Annotated in this window: 19 protein-coding genes; 15 read left to right on the plus strand and 4 right to left on the minus strand. The window is 40.6% G+C overall.

What is annotated here, in order from left to right; translation table 11 throughout:
* The first annotated feature begins 79 nt into the window (after positions 1 to 79).
* The 7 genes from RSJ42_RS10075 (at position 80) to RSJ42_RS10105 (ending at position 6,535) form a co-directional block, all read left to right on the plus strand.
* Complete coding sequence (locus RSJ42_RS10075; protein ID WP_410507164.1) at positions 80 to 1,354, plus strand: C39 family peptidase; 1,275 nt, start codon at positions 80 to 82, stop codon at positions 1,352 to 1,354.
* Between the two features lie 626 nt (positions 1,355 to 1,980).
* Entirely contained in the window at positions 1,981 to 3,237 is a 1,257-nt protein-coding gene (locus RSJ42_RS10080; RefSeq protein ID WP_410507165.1) for a nitrous oxide reductase family maturation protein NosD, read from the plus strand.
* 12 nt (positions 3,238 to 3,249) lie between these two features.
* On the plus strand, positions 3,250 to 3,870 hold the full coding sequence (locus RSJ42_RS10085) for a nitrous oxide reductase family maturation protein NosD (protein ID WP_410507166.1): 621 nt from the start codon (positions 3,250 to 3,252) through the stop codon (positions 3,868 to 3,870).
* Complete coding sequence (locus RSJ42_RS10090) at positions 3,846 to 3,968, plus strand: antitoxin VapB family protein (RefSeq protein ID WP_410507167.1); 123 nt, start codon at positions 3,846 to 3,848, stop codon at positions 3,966 to 3,968. The genes RSJ42_RS10085 and RSJ42_RS10090 overlap by 25 nt, the downstream gene beginning before the upstream one ends.
* A 232-nt stretch (positions 3,969 to 4,200) precedes the next feature.
* Positions 4,201 to 5,445 carry an IS110 family transposase gene (locus RSJ42_RS10095; RefSeq protein WP_410507168.1) on the plus strand — a complete coding sequence of 415 codons (1,245 nt, stop codon included), beginning with the start codon at positions 4,201 to 4,203 and terminating at the stop codon, positions 5,443 to 5,445.
* A complete protein-coding gene (locus RSJ42_RS10100) occupies positions 5,408 to 5,602 on the plus strand; it encodes a hypothetical protein (RefSeq protein WP_410507169.1) in 195 nt (64 codons plus the stop codon). Before RSJ42_RS10095 ends, RSJ42_RS10100 begins: the two co-directional genes overlap by 38 nt.
* Before the next feature lie 435 nt (positions 5,603 to 6,037).
* Entirely contained in the window at positions 6,038 to 6,535 is a 498-nt protein-coding gene (locus RSJ42_RS10105) for a GNAT family N-acetyltransferase (RefSeq protein ID WP_410507170.1), read from the plus strand.
* A 7-nt stretch (positions 6,536 to 6,542) separates the two neighbouring features.
* Here RSJ42_RS10105 and hepT read toward each other — a convergent pair whose 3' ends face one another.
* From hepT to RSJ42_RS10120, 3 genes are all read right to left on the minus strand, one after another.
* The gene (hepT, locus tag RSJ42_RS10110) at positions 6,543 to 6,986 is read right to left on the minus strand and encodes a type VII toxin-antitoxin system HepT family RNase toxin (protein WP_410507171.1); all 444 of its coding nucleotides are present in this window, start codon (positions 6,984 to 6,986) and stop codon (positions 6,543 to 6,545) included.
* A 1-nt stretch (position 6,987) separates the two neighbouring features.
* The gene (gene mntA, locus RSJ42_RS10115; RefSeq protein ID WP_410507172.1) at positions 6,988 to 7,434 is read right to left on the minus strand and encodes a type VII toxin-antitoxin system MntA family adenylyltransferase antitoxin; all 447 of its coding nucleotides are present in this window, start codon (positions 7,432 to 7,434) and stop codon (positions 6,988 to 6,990) included.
* Positions 7,435 to 7,498: 64 nt separating this feature from the next.
* The gene (locus RSJ42_RS10120) at positions 7,499 to 8,185 is read right to left on the minus strand and encodes a 4Fe-4S binding protein (RefSeq protein ID WP_410507173.1); all 687 of its coding nucleotides are present in this window, start codon (positions 8,183 to 8,185) and stop codon (positions 7,499 to 7,501) included.
* Between the two features lie 213 nt (positions 8,186 to 8,398).
* Between RSJ42_RS10120 and RSJ42_RS10125 the strand changes: the two genes are divergently transcribed.
* Both RSJ42_RS10125 and RSJ42_RS10130 read left to right on the plus strand, forming a co-directional pair.
* Positions 8,399 to 9,835, plus strand: coding sequence for a nitrous oxide reductase family maturation protein NosD (locus RSJ42_RS10125; RefSeq protein WP_410507174.1), 1,437 nt, complete (start codon positions 8,399 to 8,401; stop codon positions 9,833 to 9,835).
* Between the two features lie 140 nt (positions 9,836 to 9,975).
* Positions 9,976 to 11,445, plus strand: coding sequence for a WD40 repeat domain-containing protein (locus RSJ42_RS10130; RefSeq protein WP_410507175.1), 1,470 nt, complete (start codon positions 9,976 to 9,978; stop codon positions 11,443 to 11,445).
* 386 nt (positions 11,446 to 11,831) lie between these two features.
* On the opposite strand, the gene RSJ42_RS10135 is transcribed toward RSJ42_RS10130, so the two are convergent.
* Entirely contained in the window at positions 11,832 to 12,497 is a 666-nt protein-coding gene (locus RSJ42_RS10135) for a TatD family nuclease-associated radical SAM protein (protein ID WP_410507176.1), read from the minus strand.
* 349 nt (positions 12,498 to 12,846) lie between these two features.
* Here RSJ42_RS10135 and rpl7ae point away from each other — a divergent pair, with 349 nt between their 5' ends.
* The 6 genes from rpl7ae to RSJ42_RS10165 all read left to right on the plus strand — a co-directional run bounded on the left by rpl7ae (position 12,847) and on the right by RSJ42_RS10165 (position 16,606).
* Positions 12,847 to 13,209 (plus strand): 50S ribosomal protein L7Ae, encoded by a 363-nt coding sequence (rpl7ae, locus tag RSJ42_RS10140; RefSeq protein WP_410507177.1) that lies wholly within the window; start codon positions 12,847 to 12,849, stop codon positions 13,207 to 13,209.
* A 24-nt stretch (positions 13,210 to 13,233) separates the two neighbouring features.
* On the plus strand, positions 13,234 to 13,455 hold the full coding sequence (locus tag RSJ42_RS10145; RefSeq protein ID WP_011034384.1) for a 30S ribosomal protein S28e: 222 nt from the start codon (positions 13,234 to 13,236) through the stop codon (positions 13,453 to 13,455).
* A gap of 19 nt (positions 13,456 to 13,474) precedes the next feature.
* Complete coding sequence (locus tag RSJ42_RS10150; RefSeq protein ID WP_048140918.1) at positions 13,475 to 13,663, plus strand: 50S ribosomal protein L24e; 189 nt, start codon at positions 13,475 to 13,477, stop codon at positions 13,661 to 13,663.
* Positions 13,664 to 13,696: 33 nt separating this feature from the next.
* On the plus strand, positions 13,697 to 14,146 hold the full coding sequence (ndk, locus tag RSJ42_RS10155) for a nucleoside-diphosphate kinase (RefSeq protein ID WP_410507178.1): 450 nt from the start codon (positions 13,697 to 13,699) through the stop codon (positions 14,144 to 14,146).
* Positions 14,147 to 14,299: 153 nt separating this feature from the next.
* Positions 14,300 to 16,075, plus strand: coding sequence for a translation initiation factor IF-2 (gene infB / locus RSJ42_RS10160; protein WP_410507179.1), 1,776 nt, complete (start codon positions 14,300 to 14,302; stop codon positions 16,073 to 16,075).
* 120 nt (positions 16,076 to 16,195) lie between these two features.
* On the plus strand, positions 16,196 to 16,606 hold the full coding sequence (locus RSJ42_RS10165; RefSeq protein WP_410507180.1) for a 30S ribosomal protein S6e: 411 nt from the start codon (positions 16,196 to 16,198) through the stop codon (positions 16,604 to 16,606).
* Positions 16,607 to 16,634 lie beyond the last annotated feature (28 nt).

The following is a 16,634-nucleotide window of genomic DNA, read 5'->3' on the forward strand; positions in this document are numbered from 1 at the left end:
CAAAGCATGTTTTTGTATCTTAAGATATTAAAATCTACGTGTTTTGCCTTCGAGAACAATGTAAAGAAAGTGAAACCAAATGAAAATAAGATTAAAAGGAACTAATCTGCTACCTGTAGCCCTGTTTTTACTGATTATGTTAGCTGTACCTGTATTAGGTGCGCAGGAAGAGACATTGAATGAGACTAAATACGCTGACACATCAGGTGTGATCAGCGTGGATAAAGCTGAAGAAGTTGCGGCTTACTCTATAAAAGAGATTTCTGGATCTATATCAGATTTATCTGAATGGAAAGACGCAACTGTGGAACTATCTACTATTTACTACGATTTTGATGGTAATAGGTCGGCTTATTCATTTAACGTTATGAAAAATAAGCAACAAGCAGGATATATTTTCATTTCAGCGACGAAGGATAACTATCCAGTTCTGGAGTTTTCAAAAGGCAAAATACCTAATGAAATACCAGAATTGACGATTCGTTCAAAATCACTGGCAAAAGAACGTGCTGATAAGGAAGATCTGACTGTTGGAGAGATGAAACCTCTTTATTTAGGCCCAACATTTTACTACGCAGAGTATACACTAACCGATACAAAAGGTAAAGCCAAAGAAAAAGTAATAGTGGATTTGCCATTTTCAACTGTAGTAGACTTCAATAAGTCAAATGTTAGTGTTCCTGAAGATAAGAAAGACTACTATTTTAATGATACATCTTTACAACAGCAACGAGAAATAAGGAAGCAAGACGCAAATGCAAAATGGAAGTCCATAGAGGAAAGAATGACTATGGAAACAATTCCTGCAGGCTATACATCTACTAGAAGTATCGGCTATATTTACGATGTACCTAATTATCCCTGGCGCAATGGCTGCTCTCCAACTGCAGCTGGAATGATACTAGGGCATTGGGACAGTAATGGATATCCTAACTTTCCAGGAGAAACTACACTGATAGATGAATTAGCGAACGCAATGGGCACATCATATAAATGGCCATTTGGAGATGGAGCGACTTGGCCATGGAATATTGGACCTGGCATAGAGACGGTTTGTAATAATCATGGATACAGTAATTTTGATGCAAGCTATGTTTGGTACTCAATCCCATGGAACGATGTAAAAAATGAAGTGAATGCCAATAGACCATTTGTTATTTGTATGTTATATGGTGGATTAGGTAGCGGGTACCAGCTAGGTCAAGAATATGGAAACCATTGTGTAACCTGTATTGGATATTCCGATGGTAGTCAGGATTATGTATTCTTACACGATACATGGGATACCGAAAATCATCATTACATAGCTTTTGGCAGTTGGTGGGAAGCTACGGCAATATGGGTGAGACCTTAACCACCCCATATATTTTTATTTAATAGGACTTACGTACTTGAGGATTAAAATCAGCATCAATAGACCTTGCTGTCAAACCATTGATTTAGACAGTTGAAGGTTTAGAGTTGTTGTTTTTAAGTTCAACCGCGTAAGTCCTATTTAATTTAGAACAGGCAAATTTTTCTCAATTGCAGAGCCCTATTATATGGGTAATGAAGAAGGAAAAGTTGATGGCTTAAACAAGGGGAATAAAAAAGAAAAAGGCACTCGTTATTTCCATGGTTTTTAATAAAGCTTCAGTTTCTAAAAAAGATGTTCGATTGATTATTTTTGGATATGGTATTCAGAGAAACAACTTTGGATTTTGAGATGAGTTCCCTTTTCCAATTGTATTTTTCGGCCACTACATGAGATAAAAATTAAAGAGCAGAAAGCGGAGTTCAGTAATAGAAATACAGGTGTTATAATAAAGAGCTTATCCTAAAACTCAAAATCGGCTCTCCGAATCTTGAATCTGAAATAGTCAATCGAGTCACAGATAATGAAAACAATTCTGAAATTTTGACCGATGAAGGGATAAAATATGTTTTGGGATGAGCTCAAATATAAACATACCAATAATGAACCACCGAGAAGGTGACATATTGAAAATTAAAACCTATTCCATTATCGCATTTTCGTTTCTGTTAATATATGCAAACACTGTTGCGGCGGATACGATTACTGTTGATAACAATGGAAATGAAAATTATACCTCTATACAGCAAGCTGTAAACAACTCTGTCGATGGAGACACAATAATTGTTAATAAAGGAACATATATTGAAAACATAGACATAGATAAGAAGTTAGCAATAATCTCAAAGTCGGGAAATCCGGAAGATACAATAATTCAAGCTCTTCATCCATATGATCATATTTTCCATGTAACTGCGAATAACGTGACCATCAAAGGGTTTGGTTTGAAAAATTCCAGCTCAGGAAGTGGAATTTATCTGGACAGTGTGCAATATAACACTGTTGCAAACAACCATTTACAGGCTAATGGGGTAGGAATCTATCTCTGGGGTGCTGCTAAAAACAATATACTAATTAATAACACAGCATCAGACAATAGCTGGTCAGGAATCCGATTGTCTCCAGATGACAGTGAGCTTGCAAGCAACAATACACTTATTAATAACACAATGGTCAACAATAAATATAATTTTGAGATTTATACTGGGTATGAAAATGCTAGTATGCAGAACAATATCGATACTACCAATACTGTAAATGGAAAACCTATTTATTATCTTGTAAATGTTTCGAATATTACTTTAAATTCTGCCTCAAATGCTGGGGCTATTTACTGTATCAACTGCCAGAACATGTCAATAAAAGATCAGGTTCTCCAAAATAACTCCCAGAGCATTGCTTTATTTAATACAAGCGATTCAAGGTTTGATAGCAACATCCTATCAAATAACGCCGTTGGAATCATTCTGTTTAACTCAGATAATAACACCGTGTTGAATAATATTGTAGTTAATAATATCATTGGCATTGGAATAGTTAAATCCACTGATAATTATTTAAGTAACAACGTGGCAAATTCTAATATCGTTGGATTTGATGTTCATGAATCAACAAATACTGAATTAAATAACAACACAGCAAATTTTAATAAAGATAACGGCATAACTTTGAGTTCTTCTATACAAAATAAAGTAAATGGAAATATTGCAAATCACAATGGTGGTGGAATTAAATTATTCAATTGCAGTAATAGCTTGCTAAACAATAATATTGCAAATTCAAATAGGTATGCAGGTATTGATCTAGGGAGCTCAAGAGACAACATTCTAACTGATAATATTGCAAATTCAAACAGGGAACATGGCTTTGAACTTGCTGGCTAAGATAACAATACTTTGAGAGGTAATATTGAGAATTCAGATATGGATCATTTACCAGATGATTCTCCTAATCGTACTTCTAAGAATGAGACTAAAGATCAGGATATAGAAAATAAATCTTTCATTGATTCTACAATTTCTGCAATTTTATCCTGGATATATCCCAATAATTCTCCTGATAATGATAGTAATAATTCGATAAATAATTTTCTTGATAATATCAGTGATGATTCAATAAATGTCTATGTACACCCCGGAGACTCGATCCAGCAAGCAATAGACAATTCAAGTTCTGGCGATATTATTGCTGTTCACCCGGGATTATATAAGGAGAACCTTGTTGTGGACGAATCTCTTATTATAATTTCAAAGCCTAGAGAACAGACTGAAACTATAATTCAGGCTGCAGATCCGGAAAAGGATATTTTCCATGTAGTTGCCGACAATGTGACAATTAGCGGGTTCAATGTGACAGGAACAGACAAGTCAGGCATATGTTATACCGGGTCTGGTGGCATTATCGCTGGCAATAAACTGCTTTCTGACAGATACGGAATTTATCTGAAAAAACCCGAAAAGTCTTTAATACACATACATACACAGATATTATCATGCCAACTAGAACGATCAGCATAAGTGAGGAAGCTTATGAAAAGCTTAAAAGCCTAAAAACCACTGAAAAGAACAGCTTCTCAGATGTTATTCTCAAGTACTATCCTAAAAAACGCACATGAAATTCTTTGAATAACATGCCCAAAGAATGAAAGTCCTTCTCAATTACCTTTTTTGTTTACTTACTCCATCATTACCTTTGGACAGGCAGGTTGTTTTCTCTTTGGTTCTCCGAAGCCGTCAAAAAACTAACCAATGAATTGCCATCGAAGGCCCAGATGTGACTTTGATCACGGATGCCAAATTGCCTTTGAGGCAATCCTACTGTCCATGGAAATGATGGAGTAATGTAAATTGGACGGAGAAATAAACAAATCTTGTGGTTTAGACATTCACAAACGTTTTGTTATTGCTACTATCCTCAGCAGATCAGGTGAAAAACAGCAACAGCGTTTTGCCAGAGATAATGATGGGATTTTAAACCTTAAAAATTGGGTAACATTAGAAAAATGTGATGTTGTTGCCTGTGAATCAACAAGTGACTTCTGGGTTCCGATTTATGAGGCATTGATAGATCATTTGCCTGTTATAGTTGGGAATGCTCGAGATATGAAGGCATTTACACATAAAAAAACGGACAAAATAGATTCGGAAGTAATTGCACAACTTGCATTGAACAAAATGGTTCAACCATCAAGAGTTTTTCCTAAAAAGCATAGAGAATTCAGGTCATACGTTAGGCTTCGCTTAACTCTTGTAAGAAAAAGAACAGATATAAAAAATGAAGCTCATGCTGTTCTCTCTTCCGAAATGTTACATATGGGTGATGTGCTGACTGATATTTTTGGAAAAAATGGTAGAGCAATTCTAGATGGAATCTCTTCAGGAAAAAATGTTGACCTGATTATAGAATCTCTTTCTCCAAATGTAAGGAAAAAAAGTGTTCAGATAAGAGAAATTCTGGACAGAGAAATATCCCAGAGTGCTTCAATCAGACTTCAGATATGTCTGGACCTTATAAAACATTTAGATGATGAAATTAAAGTTCTGGAAAGGGAAATTTTCAATTATGCTTATCAAAAACATAAAAGGGAAATGGAAATTTTAATGTCAGTTCCGGGAATTGGAGAGCTTGGTGCGGCAACTCTGATTGCTGAAATAGAAAAATTTAGCGATTTTCCATCGGGAGATAAACTTGCTTCATGGCTTGGCCTGGTTCCAAATGTGTATCAATCTGCGGATAAATACCACAACGGAAGAATCACTAAGAGAGGATCTAAAGTAGCAAGGTGGATTCTGACTCAGATTGCTCAGGCAGCAGCAAGAAAGAAAAATAGCAAGTTAAAAGAGTTTTTCAACAGAAAAAAGAAATCAATTGGACATGCAAAGGCGATTATTGCCCTGGCAAGGAAAATTGCAACGATAATATGGCATCTGATTACAAAGGATGAGATGTACGAAGATGAAACAGGATACGAAAAAGGAGAAATTCAAAAGAGGAAGATTGTGGAAACTGAGAGATTCTCAGTTGATGAACGGATAACAATAATTAGTGGAATTATTGCAATTATGGGAAAAAAGGAAGGAGAGAGTACGTGATGGATTTCTCATCACGGACTTTCATGCCAAAAGAAAGCTTTCGGAAGTGCTCGCAGAAATAGGCACCAACCCCGAACTCGCAGATGCAATCGAAAAAGCTTCGAGGGACATGAGAAAAGCAGAGACGAGGAAAGTTGATCTTGATGCCAGTGCTTGATACTTCTTTTATTGTAGATTTCCTGAGAGGCAAAAGAGGAGCTCTTCAGAAACTGGCTGAAATGGAAGCTCAGGAGTCCCCTTAAGCACAACCGAGATTAATGTCCTTGAACTGTATCGGGGAGCTTATCTCTCCAGAAAAACACACCAAAATCTGGAAGAAATCAAAAAGCTTCTGGAATGCTTTCAGGTTCTGGAGCTAGAAGAATCCGTCTATAAAGTCTTTGCTTCCCTCTCTGCAAATTTACTATCAAAAGGGACATCTATTGGCGCATTCGATGAATTGATAGCTGCCATCACACTTTTTCATGGTGGAAAATAGTTACCAGAGATAACCACTTCACAGAAGTTACAGGGCTTGAAGTGATAGTTTATTGATAAACAGTTAAAATAAGCGTTTGAAAAAGAGCATTATCTTCCCCCGGATGCTGTTAAAATGGATTTTGAATTGCGAAAATGGGAAAAATCCGATGCTGAAAGCTTCTTCAAATATTCCAGCAATCCAAAGATATTAGAAAATATGAGGGATGCTTTTCCTTCTACCTTAGATGACTGCAGAAAAACCGTAGAAAGCTTTAGCTCTAATGATGAAACACAACAATGTTGCCGGGCAATCATTGTGAATGGAGAAGCTGTGGGAAGCATTGCCTTATTCATTAAAAACGATGTTTATTGTAAAAGTGCAGAAATCGCATACTGGCTTGGCGAACCTTTCTGGGCCAGGGGAATAATGAGCGAAGCAATAAAGCAGCTCTGTCAGACAGCTTTTGAACAATATGATATTGTACGGATATTTGCAGAGCCTTATGCACACAATATAGGCTCAAGAAAAGCCCTTGAAAAAGCTGGATTTGTTTTGGAGGGCATAATGAAAAAAGGGATTTATAAAAACGGCAATTACTTTGATTATTGTATGTATGCACTAATTAAATGACTTTTAATTATCCAGAATTCTCTACCTCACTTTCCTTCTTCTCAATATATTCCAGTACATACCCTGCAAATTCCTCAAAATCATCCGGTCTTTCGGTCAGGAATTCTTTCATTATTCCCAGGTCTACTTCTTCATACATCTGGACAAGCACATTTCTGAACCCTGCAGCAGGTGCGAGCCTCTCTGCAAAATCTCTTGGCAGGATTGAATTTCTTCCCAGGACAAGGAAAACACTTCTGTAGTCAACAGGTCTTTCCAGCCCTTCTTCCGAAATTATTATTTCTCCAATGTCGATAGCACTTTCTATTGCCAGCTGAAAGTTTCTTTCAACCGCACTCCGTTTCTCGTAATCAGACTCAAGGTTCACAGTTTCGGGATCTATGGATTTTAGATATTTTACGCACCTGCTCATGAAATCCAATTTTCTGATAATGGTCTCCGAATCGGTCATCTCAGGAAAATCCCCTTTTCTTAAATCTTTTAACAAATTCCCTGTTCAGAAAGTCTTCGTGATGCTTCCGGTCATAATACCTGGACATAATATATACTTCCACTTCTACTCTCAAATCGTGATTTTTTTCAAAAATCAGGCAATTAGGCTCAATAACTTTGAAATTAAGCACAGGGGGAGAATCATTCATTACTACCAGATCAAGGTTGCTGGTTTGAAGTAAAGTGCTCAGAGCATTTATTAGTTCCAGCCTTTTTTCGAACCTCTCCTTTTTGTCCAGCTTTCTGGAAAGATATACGCCTACATCGATATCGCTGAGAGGACCTGATTTTCCTTTTGCATGAGAACCAAAAAGGTATGCAAGCTCCACATACTCTTGAGATCTGAAAAACTCTGCAAGTCCGGAGACCAGAGTTTCTTTTTTCAGCTTACAAAGCTCAGGGATCATTTCATTGTTCTCTATGTCTTATTCTTTCAAATATATTCTGTCGCATTTTCGGTCATATATTCAGTCACATAGGACAGACCTTAACGCAGAGCCCACACCGCAGTCCTCCAAGTACATTAAACATATACTGTGCACACTTCTCTCTGTATATTTCCCCATCAGGAGAAATGGCACCTGCAGGGCATACTTCAATGCATTTCATGCAGCTGCTGCACTTCTCGTTAATAAATGGCAGTTTTATGTTTTCCTCTGTTTCCAGCGGCGCATCTGTTAGGATTGCTGTCACCCGCACCCTGGGGCCGAAATCTTTTGTAATGAGAAGATGGTTCATACCGAAATTTCCCAATCCTGCGTAATGTGCAGCGTATTTTATGGACATATTTGCTTTGAGGGTTTCACGGTCAGCGTACCAGTAACCGAATTCACTTCCTTCCGTAGGCACAATAGTTGCTCTGTATCCTTCTTTTTCTATCATTTTAGCAAGCTGAAATGCAATTATCCTCAGGATTGCTGTCGCTGCCATAAGGGTGTTTGTATATTCAGCCCTTCCTTCAGGCAGAGGATCAAAAGCCCCCCTTGGAACTCCAACCCCCAGGATTAAAACTGACCTTACGTCTGGCATTACATCCTGAGGTTTATTTCCCATATATTCCGGGTTTTGAAAGCACACCGGGTCTGCAATGCCAATGAAATCCACATTCATTCCAAGGGCAGTGTCCTTTATTTTTTGGGTTAACATGATCTCCGTCATTTTTTGTCTCCTTTTTATCTCCAGGTGAAATTGGGGTTCAGTTCTCTTATCTTCCAGTCTTTAATTTTTAACATAAATTGGTATATAAATAATGAATTTAATCTGTATATTAGTATAAATTATAGCAGTTATATGCAGTAACCATCGATCTGGGTATTCCGTCCTTAATCGATCGGTTGGAAATTATCTGGGGGAGGGTCATTTATAAAAGTCGTGCTTATCGGAGATTGCCTTAGCAAACTTACGAGTACTGCAATAGCTATTATTTTGCTTCTGGTTTCTGCAGGCGTTGCGGGTGCAGAAGTCACTTACGTTGAGCCCGGAACTTCAATTCAGGCTGCAGTGAATAACTCTACAACCGGGGATTTCGTTATTGTAAAAGCCGGAGACTATGAAGAAAATATCATTGTCAATGTTTCAGGAGTAACGGTTACTTCAGAGACTGAAAACCCTGATGCGGTTTTTATCAGAGCGAAAGATGATAATTCCAGTGTTTTTCTGGTTAAAGCCGATAATGTAACTATCAGCGGTTTCAATATAACCGGATCAGGAGAGTTTTTCAGCACTTCTGGGGCTGCGAATTTCAGAGATTCATATATCTCCAGAGGCTCAGGCGGGAAGGGTATTACTGGTGTGCCTGAGGCAGAACAGGATTACTTGCCGGGATCAGGAGAGATATTTATATCGAGAGCCGAGGAGTTTAGCCGGGATCAGGCAGGGATTTGCCTTGATCACGTCGAAAACTGCACAATAGAAAAGAACTATGTTTTTGAAAACCAGTACGGAATTTACCTTAAGGGCTCGATGAACAATAGCCTCCTAAATAATACTCTTTTGCAGAATGGCATCTGGATTGATGAAGGGTGCAGCAATAATAAGGCAATAAACAATTCCATTGAAGAGGGAAATTTCATTATCGGTGCACACTGCTGGGATAATGTAATATCTCAGAACCTGCTTTTGAACGGAGGAGGGATAGGGATTGCGTGCTGCGGAGGAGGAAACCTTGTTTCAAATAATGAGATCATTAATTGCAGCACAGGGATTGATATATATGACACTCAGGCAAGGACTGTCCTCTGTGACAACCTGATTAAAGACTGCGATTATGGAATTTACCTGATTCTGGTATACGATTCCAGGGTAAGTAACAATACAATTTCGAACAGCAGCAGAGGCGTTTTTTTGAGGGAAAACAGTCAGAGCAATGAACTGTTCAACAACACAATAACCTCCAGCAATGAATCCGGGATCTATTTGATGGAAGATTGCGCTGGCAACCGCATATATAATAACTATTTTAACAACACTGTAAATGTAAAGGCTGAAAATAGCGAAGGGAACATCTGGAATACTACAAAAACACCCGGAATAAATATCCTGGGGGGCCCATACATCGGAGGCAATTTCTGGGCTGATCTTAATGGGACAGGGTTTTCCCAGACAGCTGAAGATTCGGATTCGGACGGAATATGCGACCTGCCATACAACGTTAACGGAAGCGATTTTGACTATCTCCCGCTCACAGAACCTCCTTCTGCGCCTGAAGTAAGCCTTAAAATTATAGTTGATGAGTCCCTTAAACTGGTGTTTGACATTCCGGAAAATTGTTCGGAAAGAGGCATTAAAAAAGGATCTCTTAATTTCTAAACTGAGCAGAACTGAGAAATGAAAATCCTGACAGATGCTCTCTAATTTCTCAATATAAAGCGACTGTAACAAAAAATTCATGTGTAATAAAGTACTTCATTATAAATTATATGAGATATTCAGCGGGAACAGGATTATTTTTGGCACTGGGTCTGTTATTCTGCCTTATTTCAGGAGCAGAAGCTGCAGACTCTCTTGCTCAGGATAGCGGGGATACAAACCTTTCGGAAGTCAGGGCTTTTGACCTGTTATGCAGGTGTGAAACCGGATCCATAGTAAATACTGTCGCACTTTCTTCAACAGGAGAGTATTTTGTTTCAGGAGGGTTTGATCACAAAGTTTCTCTTTATAATTCCAGTGGAATGCAACTCTGGAATTATACTACGGAAGATGTTGTTTATACAGTGTCTATTTCTTCAGACGGGTCAAGGGTTGCAGCAGGGAGCAACGATAAAAAAGTATACTTTTTCAATCGGAAAGGGGAACTTCTATGGAGCCGCAAAACCGGAGGCCATATTAATAGTGTAGCAGTCTCTTCAGACGGGCTGTATACTGCGATAGGCAGCGGGGACGGAAAAGTGTATTTCCTGGACAAAGATGGCAAACTTTTATGGAGCTTTAATACAGGAGACTCCGTCCGCAGTGTCGCAATCTCCAGAGACGGGTTCTATGTGGCAACCGGAAGCGCTAACAATTACGTTTATCTCCTTGACAGCAAAGGAAAGGATGTATGGGGAAGAAAAACCGGAAGCCTGATCAATTGCGTAACCATGACTCCACAAGCTTACTATGTGGCTGCTGGAGGGTCAAATTATAATGTTTATCTCTTTAACCGCAAAGGGGAATTTTCATGGATGCACAATCCGGGATACTGGGTTAGCAGTGTTTCTTTGACCACAAATGGTTCCCATCTTGCAGCAGGAAGTTTTGATGATAAAGTATACCTGTTTAACCTTTCCGGCGCAAAACTATGGGACTATAATGCAAAAGATGACGTTTATGTTGTGAAGATAGCGCCTGATTCATCGTTCATTGCAGCCGGAAGCTGGGATGATAATATTTATGTCCTGAATATGAGCGGGAAAGAACTCTGGAACTACAGCTGCGGAGGAAATGTCAACAGCATGGATGTTTCGCGCGACAGTACGGCTATTGTTGCAGGAAGCGAATCCGGAGAAGTATATCTATTTGAACGAAATGCTACTGCTTTTGCAATACTCCTGGGAGATGAAAGTTTCCTGCAAAAAGAAGCTGCAAAAGGGAAAAATGAAGTCATCGAGGAAGAAAATATCCAGCCTGTAGAAGAAGATACTGTCATTACAGGTGGCATAGAAAACCGGGTAGAAGACGCCTCAGATTCTTCAGGTGGAACGGAAGGGATTGTAAAGACCGGGGAGAACTTGGGCCTGGAAGGGTTGCCTTCCGAGGAAAGTGCTGCAGGCATCATGGGAAAATTCGATTCAATAAAGTTTCCATTTGCCCTTCTGATCGGATCTCTGGCAGGTACTGTTTTCTTCCTGAAAAGAAGGCTCAGAAAATACCATGAACAGGATGAGAACCCTGAGGACTTTGAGAACCTTGAAGAAAGTAATATATCAGAGAGAAACTGAGAAAGAAACAGAATGGGGATAATTCCGGAAATAAGGAGTTTCCCCAAAAATTAAGTATGCCGGGAACAGATACTATTATGAATTCTCACTATTATGAATTCTCACTATTATGAATTCTCACTATTATGAATTCTCACTATTATGAATTCTCACTATTATGAATTCTCACTATTATGAATTCTCACTATTATGAATTCTCACTATTATGAATGCTTATCATTATGAATGCTTATCATTATGAATGCTTATCATTATGAATGCTTATCATTATGAATGCTTATCAAATTTTGAATAATTAAAAAACAGACTTTAGATACCCATTTCTATGGCAGAAAAAACTATTTTTAATTTGAATTCATTTGATTTTCTTAATTCATTTGATTTTCTTAATTCATTGGATTCTCCCTTATATCTGTACTTGCCGCCCCGGAGAGTGTCCTGACATGGAACTCCGAACCAAGTCTCTCTGAGACCTCTCTGCATTTTTCGAGATCAATCTCGGGTACCTTAACAACCGTAACCCTTGAAGAGATTCCAGCTTCTTTTGCACGCCTTACGAAATCAAGGATAGCTTTATAGGCATTTTTGTTGGCAGGTCTGCAGAGTTTATTGTATTTATCTTCAGATTCTGCATTGAGGCTGACCGAAATAGAATCCATGCCTGCGCTTTTTAACTCTGCAACAACATCTAGTCCGGGATTAATTAAAGCAGCATGACCATTAGTATCAAGCCTTACTTTTAATCCCTGGTTTTTAAGCCAGCGAGTAACTGTCAGTACAACATCAAACCTGAGGGTAGGCTCTCCAAGCCCGGTGAACACAATTTCCCTGTATTTTGAGAGGTCAAGCCCTTTGAGGGCTCCGATAATTTCTTCAGTTGATGGTTCTTTTGAAAGTCTCAGGTTATACCCATAAACACCATCTGCAAAATTGCGGATGCAAAAGACGCAGTCTGCGCTGCAGCGGTTTGTCAGATTAAGATAAAGATTATTATGGGCTTCATAGTAAATTGTATCCATAAGAATCAAACTCCTTACATTCCTTATAACCATGACGCATCTTTTTCAGCTATGAAGCATTTCTTATAGCTACGACGCACCTGCATTTTTCGACCTATAGCTGAAGTTTTTGTTATATAATCCTATCTTTAATGTTTGCCCTGATATCTGTCTGTCACCCTTTTTTTTCAAGCAGAAGGTTTATAGGCTAGTATGTACTTTTAAGGTTCAATCTGCAGCATTTAGCTAGCAGTATCTATGTTTCAACTCATTTACTCTCCGCATTGAATCCCTTCAGGTTCTTTTCTGGAATTTGAATATTTTCAATGTTGATAGATATGTGTTAAAAAACCTATGATTGATGAAAAATTGCGAGATCCGCAATTTCGAAGGAGAAACTTAAATGGCACAATTAGCTAAATTCGATGTTCCTGAAGAACTTACAAACAAAGCACTTGAAGCTCTGGAACTTGCCAGAGACACAGGAAAGATTAAAAAGGGCACAAATGAAGCTACCAAAGCAATCGAAAGAGGCAATGCAAAGCTTGTCCTGGTTGCCGAAGATATCGAGCCTGCAGAGATTGTCGCTCACCTCGCCCCTCTTTCCGAGGAAAAGAAAGCTCCCTACATCTTTATCAAGACCCAGAAAGACCTCGGTGCAGCCAGCGGACTTGGTGTCTCCTGTGCAGCAGTAGCAATTATAGATGCAGGAAAAGCAGCTGAAATGATCCAGGACATCGCTCAGAAGCTTGACGCTCTTAAATAATCCTGATAACAAGGGGTGCTGATTATGGCTGAAGAAAGCACAACAGGCGGCTTTGCTGCCGAAGTTATTGACGTTATCGGGAACACAGGTATGCATGGTGAAGCCAGTCAGATCCAGTGCAGGGTTCTGGAAGGCAGAGACAAGGGCCGCGTAATCACAAGAAACTGTGTAGGTCCTGTCCGTATCGGTGACATTCTGATGCTTCTGGAAACGTCAAGAGAAGCAAAGAAACTGACTACCAGGTAAAAATAGACGGTGAAAAGAAATGGAACAGAGAAAATGCTATTTTTGCGGGAATATGCTGGAGCCTGGTACCGGTAAGCTCTACGTCAAAAAAGACGGATCCACTTACTTCATGTGCTCTTCCAAGTGCATGAGCAATTTCGCACTTGGCAGGCTTCCGCGCCGCACCGAGTGGACTGAGAAAGGCAAAATCCAGCTGAAAAAAGCATAATTGCCTGCTGGTTCAAACATAGTAGGTGTGCATATGGAACAGACATACGTAATGGTGAAGCCTGACGGAGTCCAGCGCGGGCTGGTTGGAGAGGTAATTTCCAGAATAGAAAAGAGAGGCTTGAAGGTTGTAGCCCTCAGGATGAACGTTATTGCCGAAGCTACTGCAAAAGAGCACTACGGTGAACACGCAGCAAGGCCATTCTTCCCCTCCCTTATCGAGTTCATTACTTCAGGTCCTTCAGTCTCAATGGTAGTTGCAGGAAAGAATGCAGTTAAGGTCATGAGAGCAATAAACGGGGCTACAAACCCTGTGGATGCCGCTCCCGGAACTATCCGCGGAGACTTTGCTCTTGATGTGGGAAGGAACGTTGTCCATGCCTCCGATTCTCCCGAAGCTGCAGTAAGAGAGATTGCAATTCACTTTAAGGACTCCGAAATCGGGAAGTATTCCAGAGTCGATGAGGTCTGTCTGTACGAGTAATGCAGGTATCTCAGAGCCTTTTCGTGTTTCCAAAGTTTTTACACGATTTCAGGCATCTGCCAACCTTTACCTGCAAAATGGGTCCTTCCGGGGAGACCCGGGCCCTTCTGGACCTGCAGCAAATAAGACGCGGGAATGAGAGAGGTTCTGTATATGACCGACAAAAAAAATCTCAGGACTCCTATAGTCTGCGTGATGGGGCACGTTGACCACGGGAAAACAACTCTGCTTGACAAGATCAGAGGTACTGCAATTGTTAGCGGAGAAGCCGGAGCTATTACCCAGCACATAGGGGCAACCGAAGTCCCTATAGATGTGATTGTCAATAAGCTCGGAGACCCCAGGCTCAGGGACCGCTTCATGGTACCGGGGCTGCTTTTTATTGATACTCCGGGGCACCACGCTTTTACAACCCTCAGGAGCAGAGGAGGCGCACTTGCCGACCTTGCAATTGTGGTTGTTGACATAAACGAAGGTTTCAAACCCCAGACCCACGAGAGCTTGCAGATCTTAAAGCGGTTCAAGACTCCTTTTGTTGTCGTTGCCAATAAGATAGACAGGATTGGCGGCTGGGTTTCACAGAAAGATCTTCCTTTTGCTGCTACTTTTAAAAAGCAGTCCACCGATGTCCAGGCACGGCTTGAAACAAAGCTTTACGAGGTAATAGGCGAACTCTATAACCAGGGTTTTGCCGCAGAACGTTACGACCGGGTTACAAACTTCCAGAAAACCCTTGGAGTAGTCCCTGTAAGTGCTTTTACGGGAGAAGGTATTCCTGATGTCCTCATGGTCCTTTTAGGTCTTGCCCAGAAATTCCTTGAGGCAAATCTTCAGTACAGTGCCAAAGGTCCGGGAGTTGGGACTGTCCTTGAGGTAAAGGAAGAAAAAGGTCTCGGAGCAACCCTTGATATTATCCTTTATGACGGCACATTGAAGAAAGGAGATACGGTTGTTATCGGAAGCCTGGGCGAGCCTATCCAGACAAAGGTGAGGGCTCTTTTAAAACCAAGGGAACTTGCCGAAATCCGCTACGAGAGCAAGTTCCAGCAGGTAAGTAAGGTAACTGCTGCAGCCGGTGTAAAGATATCCGCTCCCGGACTTGAAGGTGCACTCGCAGGCTCTCCCATAAGGGTTGCAACAGAAGATGACCTTGAAGAGATTGTAGCCCAGGTAAAGTCCGAGATCGATGAGGTCAGGATTGATACGGGTTCGGTCGGGATCATGATTAAAGCAGATACCCTTGGATCCCTTGAAGCTCTTGTCCACGAGTTCCAGAAAGATAATGTCCCTATCAGAAAAGCTGAAGTAGGAGATATTTCCCATCGGGACGCGGTTGAAGCTTCGACGGTTGAAGACCCCCTTTACTCGGTGATTATAGGTTTCAATGTTAAGGTTCACCCTGATGCCAGAGATTTCCTGCAGGACAGCAGTATAAAGGTATTCACAAGTGATGTGATTTACCGCCTGGTTGAAGATTACCAGAAATATGTCAAAGAGCAGCAGGAAATGGCTGAAAAGAAGATTTTCGAAACAATAATCCGCCCCGGAAAGTTCAAGATCCTCCCAGGATGTGTTTTCCGGCAGAGCAAACCCGCAGTTGTCGGGGTAAGAGTGCTTGGCGGAGTTGTCCGGACAAATGCGGATGTCATGCTTGAAAACGGAAACGTTGTGGGCAAGATCAAAGGTCTGCAGTCCGAAGGTGAAAATATTTCTTCTGCAAGAGTAGGCAAAGAAGTTGCAATGGCAATCGAAGGTGCAACCGTAGGCAGGCAGATCAAAGAAGAAGATGTGCTCTATATTAACGTGCCTGAAAGGCATGCCAAAGTCCTTGAGCACGAGATCTATGACTCCCTTTCAACCGATGAAAAGGAAACCCTTGATATTTTCCTGTCACTCAAAAGGAAAGACAATCCTTTCTGGGCAAAGTAAAAGCTGATATGCAGGCAGAGCATATTCAGGATTCGGCAGGACGGGTAAAATTCAGGATAACTCAGATAAAAAAGTAAGGCTAAGGAATTATTATAAATAAATCTGATTGGAGGATTTCACATGGCAAATTTCAAAGTTGTAGTTTCTGATCCAAAGGAAGCTCGCGCTTACCAGATCGATATTAAGGATGCTGAAGCAAACGCATTAATCGGAAAGGCAATCGGAGACGTCGTTGACGGCGGCATTTTCGGGCTCGCCGGATATAAAGTCAAGATCACCGGCGGCTGTGACGGCAGCGGTTTTGTTATGAAGCCGGACCTCCCGGGCCCCAGGAGACAGAGAATCCTGACCGCAACAGGTGTCGGTTACACTCCCAAGCTCCCAGGCCAGCGCAGGAGAAAGATGATGCGCGGAAGGGAAATTGCTCCCGATATCGTCCAGGTCAACGCCAAGGTAGTTGAATACGGAAGCAAATCCATAAAAGCCCTTCTCGGCCTTGAAACCGCAGAAGAGGCTCCGGCAGCAGAGTAATTCCAAGTAGAGTAACTTAAAGTTCCGC

It is taken from the genome of Methanosarcina hadiensis (genome assembly GCF_046529725.1).
Taxonomy (GTDB): Archaea; Halobacteriota; Methanosarcinia; order Methanosarcinales; family Methanosarcinaceae; genus Methanosarcina; species Methanosarcina hadiensis.

Bases quoted from the DNA above. Each gene is read 5' to 3' on its own strand.
- RSJ42_RS10120 (WP_410507173.1), bottom strand. From the start codon at position 8,185: ATGACGGAGATCATGTTAACCCAAAAAATAAAGGACACTGCCCTTGGA.
- RSJ42_RS10145 (WP_011034384.1), top strand. From the start codon at position 13,234: ATGGCTGAAGAAAGCACAACAGGCGGCTTTGCTGCCGAAGTTATTGAC.
- RSJ42_RS10150 (WP_048140918.1), top strand. From the start codon at position 13,475: ATGGAACAGAGAAAATGCTATTTTTGCGGGAATATGCTGGAGCCTGGT.
- RSJ42_RS10135 (WP_410507176.1), bottom strand. From the start codon at position 12,497: ATGGTTATAAGGAATGTAAGGAGTTTGATTCTTATGGATACAATTTAC.
- RSJ42_RS10165 (WP_410507180.1), top strand. From the start codon at position 16,196: ATGGCAAATTTCAAAGTTGTAGTTTCTGATCCAAAGGAAGCTCGCGCT.
- RSJ42_RS10075 (WP_410507164.1), top strand. From the start codon at position 80: ATGAAAATAAGATTAAAAGGAACTAATCTGCTACCTGTAGCCCTGTTT.
- hepT (WP_410507171.1), bottom strand. From the start codon at position 6,986: ATGACCGATTCGGAGACCATTATCAGAAAATTGGATTTCATGAGCAGG.
- mntA (WP_410507172.1), bottom strand. From the start codon at position 7,434: ATGATCCCTGAGCTTTGTAAGCTGAAAAAAGAAACTCTGGTCTCCGGA.
- RSJ42_RS10105 (WP_410507170.1), top strand. From the start codon at position 6,038: ATGGATTTTGAATTGCGAAAATGGGAAAAATCCGATGCTGAAAGCTTC.
- RSJ42_RS10090 (WP_410507167.1), top strand. From the start codon at position 3,846: ATGCCAACTAGAACGATCAGCATAAGTGAGGAAGCTTATGAAAAGCTT.
- ndk (WP_410507178.1), top strand. From the start codon at position 13,697: ATGGAACAGACATACGTAATGGTGAAGCCTGACGGAGTCCAGCGCGGG.
- rpl7ae (WP_410507177.1), top strand. From the start codon at position 12,847: ATGGCACAATTAGCTAAATTCGATGTTCCTGAAGAACTTACAAACAAA.
- infB (WP_410507179.1), top strand. From the start codon at position 14,300: ATGACCGACAAAAAAAATCTCAGGACTCCTATAGTCTGCGTGATGGGG.